A 5,802-nucleotide genomic window follows, 5' to 3' on the forward strand; every position below is an offset into this window, starting at 1 on the left:
CGACACCACGGCCCTCGTGGTCGGGGGCAGCACCCCCGGCGTGCCGGGCGACGGCACCTACGACCCGTACGCCACCCTCGGCGTCGAGCTGTACGACCTCGGCACCCAGAAGTGGTCGGCGGCGAAGACCGTGCCGGGAGGCCGGGGCCACCACCGGGCCGTACCCCTGGGCCCGGGGAAGGTGCTGGTGATCGGCGGGACCGGCGCGGCGGCGGACGCGGCGGGCTACCAGAGCGCGCTCGTCTACGACGTCGCCCACGACGCGTGGACGCCCGCCGCCGGGCTGGCCGCCGGCCGCTGGGCCTTCGCCGCGGCCGCACTGTCCGACACCGAGGTACTGGTGGCCGGCGGCACCGTACGGTCGGGACTGGCCGCCGCCGACCCGCAGGCCGACGACCTCACCCGTTCCACCGAGCTGTTCCGGACCGGGGACACCCTGTGACGGCCAACGCGTACTCCTTCCTGCCCTGGCTGCGCACCGGGCTGACCACGAAGATCACGGACCGCACCGCGCGGGAGTCCGGTGCGCGCCCGCGGATCCCCGTGACGCTGCGGCTGGCGGGGGAGGGCCCGGACCACACGGCGCCGGAGCGGACCGTGACCCAGTCGGTGCAGCTCTACGGTGCCGGGGACGTGGTCGGTGTGGACCCGCGAGCCATCTCCCGCACCGAGCCGCAGCCCGCCGTCACCGACGCGGAGCCGAACTACCTGGCCCACATCGAGTTCTACGAGGAGGAGTTCCTCTGGCGGTACAGCCCGGCCGTCCCGGACGACGCCAACCGGCTGCGGCCCTGGCTCGCCCTGATCGTCCTCGCCGGCGCCCCGGACCCTCAGAGCACGACCGGCGGAGAGTTCCGCGAGGGCGAGGCTCCCGCGGGTCCGCTGCCGTACATCGTCATCGACGACGTACGGCGGCTGCCGCCGGCCGAGCAACTCGGCGCCTGGGCGCACGTCCACGTCAACGGTGACCTCGCGGGGAGCGGGAGCGTGCTCACCGAGGTCATGGACGCACCTCTGGAGACGTTCGGGAACCTCCTGCGGACCAGCCCCGACGACGCCTGCTCCCGGCTGATCTGCCCGCGCAGGCTGAAGCCGCAGACCGGATACCACGCCTTCCTGGTCCCGGCCTTCGAAGCGGGACGGCGCGCCGGACTCGGCCTCGACCAGGACGGGGTCCGAGCGAGCGACCCGAGCTGGGAGCCCGGACGGCAGGACACCCGGATGCCCTACTACCACCGCTGGTCTTTCCACACCGGGACCGCGGGGGACTTCGAGTACCTGGTGCGGCTGCTGGAACCGGCCGAACCCGGCCCGGAGGTCGGCCGCCGTGACGTCGACGTCCACAACAAGCCCGGCCCGGCCCTGCCCGGCATCGACACGCCCCCGTCCATCGGCGGGGTGCTCAAGCTTGGCGGCGCCCTCAAGGCCGTACGCCCCAACGACGACTGGGACAACTGGGACAGCCGCTTCACCGAGGCCGACGGACACCGCCCGCCGACCGGAACCTATCCGCACCGCTTCCAGAAGGCGCTGGCCGCGCTGGTCAACCTCGCCGACGACTACACGCTGCGCACGCCCGCCGCGGCGCACGCCGATCTGGTCGGTTCCGTCGGCCCGGCCGCCGCCGTACTGGCCGACGGGGTGGACCCGGTGATCACCCCGCCGCTGTACGGGCGCTGGCCCGCGCACACCTCACGGCTGCTGGTGGCGCGGGACGGCACCACCCCCTTGCCGCACGATCGGAACTGGGTGCACCGCCTCAACCTCGACCCGCGCTTCAGGATCGCCGCGAACTTCGGCACCCAGATCGTGCAGGCCCGGCAGGAGGAGTTCATGGCCGCCGCCTGGGCGCAGGTCGGCGACCTCGTGGCGGTCAACAACCGGATCCGCGCCGCCCAACTGGCCTGCGAGGTGGGCCTCCGCCTCCAGGACAAGCACCTGGGGCCGCCCCCGGCCCCCGCGGGCGGGATCAGGGCGCGGGGGGTGCGGCAGGCCGCGCACCGCCCGGTGGGCCGCTCGCTCGCCCTGACCGCTCCCGCCCACGCCCGCGTCACGGTGCCCGTGGCCCGGCCCTCCGCCCTCGCGGACCCGGCGGGCCCCGCCGAGCAGGTCACGGCCGGGTTCAGGGTGGCCACGAGCACCATCGCCGCCGCGCCCGTATCGGCCGCGATGCGCCGGATCACCCGGCCCGGTGCCCGGCTGATGCGGACCCTGGAGTTCCCAGAGCAGCACCCGCCCGAGACCCTGCTGCCCCGCATGGACACCGAACCGCGGCTGGTCACCGCGGCTCCCGCCAAGACCGTCCCGGCCGCCGTGGTCACCCCGGTCCAGGTCGACCGGATCATCCGCCCGACACCCCTGCCCGATCCGGTCGCCTCCCTCCCCGTCAGCCCCGGTTTCGTGCTGCGGCGGCCGGACGGCACCGTGCCCGCCCCGGGCCCCGCCGCCGGCGGGACCGCCGACCCCGTCGACAGCGAGCAGGCGCGCCGGTTCAAGCTGGGCCTGACCGACCTCTACGAGGGCTGGGGCACGGCCGCCGCCTCCGCCCGCACCAAGGGGCCCGACCCCCTCGACGTGGCGGGTACCACCGAACGGGTGCTGGACCGCCTCGACCCCGCCCAGACCGTGCCCCGCGCCCTGCTCGGCTCGGTACGGCTCGGCGCGGGTGAACTGGCCCCGTTCGCCGAGCGGTTCCTGGAGGTGATGGCGTACCCGGTGATCGACCTGCCGATGTACGAGGCACTGCTCGGCCTGTCCGTCGACACCTTCGTGCCCAACCTCGGCAGGATCCCCCCGAACACGGTCACCCTCCTCGACACCGACCAGGAGTTCATCGAGGCGTTCATGGTGGGCCTCAACCACGAACTGGCCCGGGAACTGCTGTGGCGCGAGTACCCGACCGACCAGCTGGGCACCCCCTTCCGGCAGTTCTGGGATCCGCGCACCGCCGCCACCACGGAGCACGAGCCCGACACCGACCGGCGCGAACGGCTGTACGACATCCCGCCGCTCCACCGGTGGGCACCGGAGAGCGAACTCGGCGCGCACGACCACCGGCAGCCGGACCCGGCGGAGAAGCGGGACGAACTCGTCCTCGTGATCCGCGGCGAACTCCTCAAGAAGTACCCGAACACCGCCGTCTACGCCCACCGCGCCCGCTGGAACCCGAGCAACGAGCACCCCGATCCCACCCAGGAGCGGCAACCCGTGGAACTGCGCGACCCGGACCGGCCGGGCCCCGACGAGATCCTGCTGCCCCGCTACGAAGCCAGGGTCCAACCCGACATCACCCTGCTCGGCTTCGACCTGACGGCACCGGAGGCCAAGGGTGACGCCAAGGACCCCGGCTGGTTCTTCGTCCTCCAGGAACGCCCCGGCGACCCCCGCTTCGGCGCCGACGACGGAACCCCCGTCCCCGTCGAGGTGTGGAACGACCTGTCCTGGGGCGATCTGGACCCCGGCGGCTGGCACGGATACATCGGCCTCGACACCACCACCGCCACCGTCGACCTGAAGGAACTCTCCGACAGGGTGGAGGACGCCGAGAAGGTGGACCAGCACGGTGAGGACACCGCCCTGCGCTCGTGGAACGGCCGGCTCGACTCCGCCGAGGTCGCGTACATGCTGTTCCAGGCCCCGGTCCTGATGGCCGTGCACGCACAGGAGATGCTGCCCCGTGGCTGACCTCGCCCGCACCCACCCGGTCCTGCTCGGACCCGTCCGGCTGGAGACCCGGTTCACCGCGACCGAACTGCTGGTGCGGATCTACCCCGACGAGTGGTCGGTGGACAGCCTCCAGCCCCTTTCGACCCGCGCCGAGTTCAGTGCCGTGGACGCCTACTGGACCGCCGTCTGGCGGTCGGCCGGCGACCCCGCCGGCGATCAGGCCGCCTGGCAGGAGCTGACCCGCCGGGTGGCACAAGGCCGCGCCGCCCACCTGCTGCGCACCCGGGTGCCCGCGAACCCGTCCGACAAACCGTCCGGACTCCCGGCCGGCACGACCGTCCTCGTCATCACCAGCCCGCAGACCCTGCCCGCCGAGGACCGCGCGCCCACCGTGGCGTACTGGACCGCCGTCCGGCAGGCGCACGGCGACCGCATCCGGCTCCGGGCCGCCGACACCGCGCTGCTCGCCGCCGTCGGCCCCCGCCGCGCGGCCCCCGTCCGCGCCCGACGGCCCGCGGGCCTGGAAGCCGCCCCGCTCACTCCCACGGACGCGGTGGCGGTCGCCTTCCTCGTCCTGCCGCCGCCGTCCGACGCGGAAACCGCCCCGCAGTCCTGGACCCGGGCCGCCGAGGCCGTCCTGCTGCCCGACCGGTTCCAGGTCTTCGGCTACCGCGACGGGCGGCTCGTCTGCCGGGCCACCGGAGCTCCCGTCACGACCCCTCTCGCGGTGAGCCCGGACCCGGGCACCGACTCCGACGAGCAGTTGCGGGTGGACGAAGGGACCGGCGCCCTGCGCGTGCCCCCCGCCCTGCGGTGGCTGACCGACTTCGACGCCGCGGTCGCCGCCGGTATGGGCGTACGGATCCCCCTCGACGACACCATCCGCACGGGACTGCACCGCCTCGTCGTACTCGGCCTGCGCGAAGGAGCCGCGCCCGACCGCAACGCGGAGGACCTCGCCCGGCTGATCACCCACCAGGTCCGCAGCCCCGCCGGGTTCGCCCTGCTGCCCCAGGGCACCCCCACCAACAACACCGAACAGGCCCCCGCCGGACAGGACCCCCGCCGGCAGGCGGAGGCCATGCGCCGGGTGGCGTACGGATTCACGGCCGACGCGGCGCCCGGAGACTGGACCGCGAAGACCGACGGCCAGTGGTTCGCCGAACTCCTCGGCATCGACCCCGGGACCCTGACCGCCGTACCGAACGCCGACCGCACCGACCTGCGCGACGCCCGTGCGGCCAACACCGCCCTGTGGCCCGCCACCTGGGGAAACCACCTGCGCACCACCCTCCACCCCATGCTGACCGAGGACACGGTCGCGCAGACCCGCGCCTTCTTCCTCCGGTACGTCTCCGGCCGGGGTCCGCTGCCGGTGGTGAAGATCGGCCGGCAGCCGTACGGCATCCTCGTCACCACCGCCTTCGGGCAGCTGACGTGGCCCGCCGCCGAAACCCACCGGCCCGGACTGCGGCACCTGCTCACCGAAGCCGCCGTGGACTGGGAGAAGGCCACCGCGAAGGTCGCCCGGCTCGGCACCACCGACCGCGACGTGCACCGGCAACTGCTCGACATCCTCGCGCTCCACCCCAGCTCGGCCGAGTTCCACCACCGGTACGCGCAGAGCGTGGACGACCTGTTCAACCGGGAGAACCTCGACGACCGGGGCCACCTCGTCGTCTCCGCCCTCGAACAGCTGCGGATGGCCGAGCCGGTCAAGGCGCTCCTCACCCGGCTCGGAGCCACCCGCACCGACCCCGACCTGCTCGGCCGCCTCTTCGTGGACGGCCAGCACCCGCTGCTCGGCCCGCTGGTCGACGACCGGCCGCTCTCCGAGACCAGCCCGGTCCGGCCGTACACCACCGCCCCCGCGCGCAACTACCTCCAGTGGCTCGCCGAACACGCGGGCAGCGACCTGGAGGCCGTCCGGCAGGAGACGGGCTTCGCCGACGACGCCCGCCCCGCGGCCCTGTTCTACCTCGTGCTGCGCCACGCCGTCCTGCTGGCCTGGGTGGAGACCGGCCGCCGCCTCGCCCTCGACCGGGCACTGCCGGCCGCCGCGCCCGCGGACCCGCCGGTCGTGCCCCTCGCCGACGACCCGGCGCACCCGCAGCTACAGCTGCCCAGCGAGAGCGG

At 74.3% G+C, this 5,802-nt stretch carries 1 protein-coding gene and 2 pseudogenes; all 3 read left to right on the forward strand.

What is annotated here, in order from left to right; all coding sequences use genetic code 11:
* A pseudogene (locus ACFV0Q_RS37385) lies at window positions 1-442 on the forward strand (hypothetical protein); the annotation flags it as partial.
* On the forward strand, window positions 439-3,684 hold the full coding sequence (locus tag ACFV0Q_RS37390) for a hypothetical protein (RefSeq protein ID WP_385011922.1): 3,246 nt from the start codon (window positions 439-441) through the stop codon (window positions 3,682-3,684). The pseudogene ACFV0Q_RS37385 and the gene ACFV0Q_RS37390, both read left to right, overlap by 4 nt.
* A pseudogene (locus ACFV0Q_RS37395) lies at window positions 3,677-5,802 on the forward strand (hypothetical protein); the annotation flags it as partial. The gene ACFV0Q_RS37390 and the pseudogene ACFV0Q_RS37395, both read left to right, overlap by 8 nt.

It is taken from the genome of Streptomyces sp. NPDC059564 (genome assembly GCF_042735575.1).
In the GTDB taxonomy this organism is placed as follows: domain Bacteria; phylum Actinomycetota; class Actinomycetes; order Streptomycetales; family Streptomycetaceae; genus Streptomyces.